This window comes from Paraburkholderia sp. SIMBA_030, from assembly GCF_046535245.1.
In the GTDB taxonomy this organism is placed as follows: domain Bacteria; phylum Pseudomonadota; class Gammaproteobacteria; order Burkholderiales; family Burkholderiaceae; genus Paraburkholderia.
Genome location: NZ_JAWRXB010000258.1, coordinates 1 through 308, shown reverse-complemented (window position 1 = coordinate 308; position 308 = coordinate 1). Strand labels below are relative to the sequence as shown.

Genomic DNA, 308 nt, shown 5'->3' with positions numbered 1-308 from the left:
CCGTGGCCGCGAACTCCTTGGGTCGCAGTCGCAGCAGTGTGCTGGCCATGGCCATTCCTTGGGAGTAGCCCAACAGGCACACGCTGCTGTGCTCCCCTTTGACGGAGTTGATCCAGTCGAAAACCCTGTTGGTGGACGTGATGACGTCCGCGAAATCGTTGGTCAGGAAGTAATCCAGGAGGAACCAACCGTGGCCGTCCCCGATAATTTTCGGGCCCCGTAACGCCGCGCAGGTGAACTCACCCGGCAGGTGCGGGAAAAGGTTCGCCATCCGCTGCTCGCTGGTGCCGTAACCGTGCAACATCACC

Annotated in this window: 1 protein-coding gene; it reads right to left on the bottom strand. The window is 61.0% G+C overall.

The features are described 5' to 3' along the window. On the bottom strand, nucleotides 1–308 hold a 308-nt coding region (locus SB772_RS39910), incomplete at both ends, for an alpha/beta hydrolase (RefSeq protein WP_410838507.1).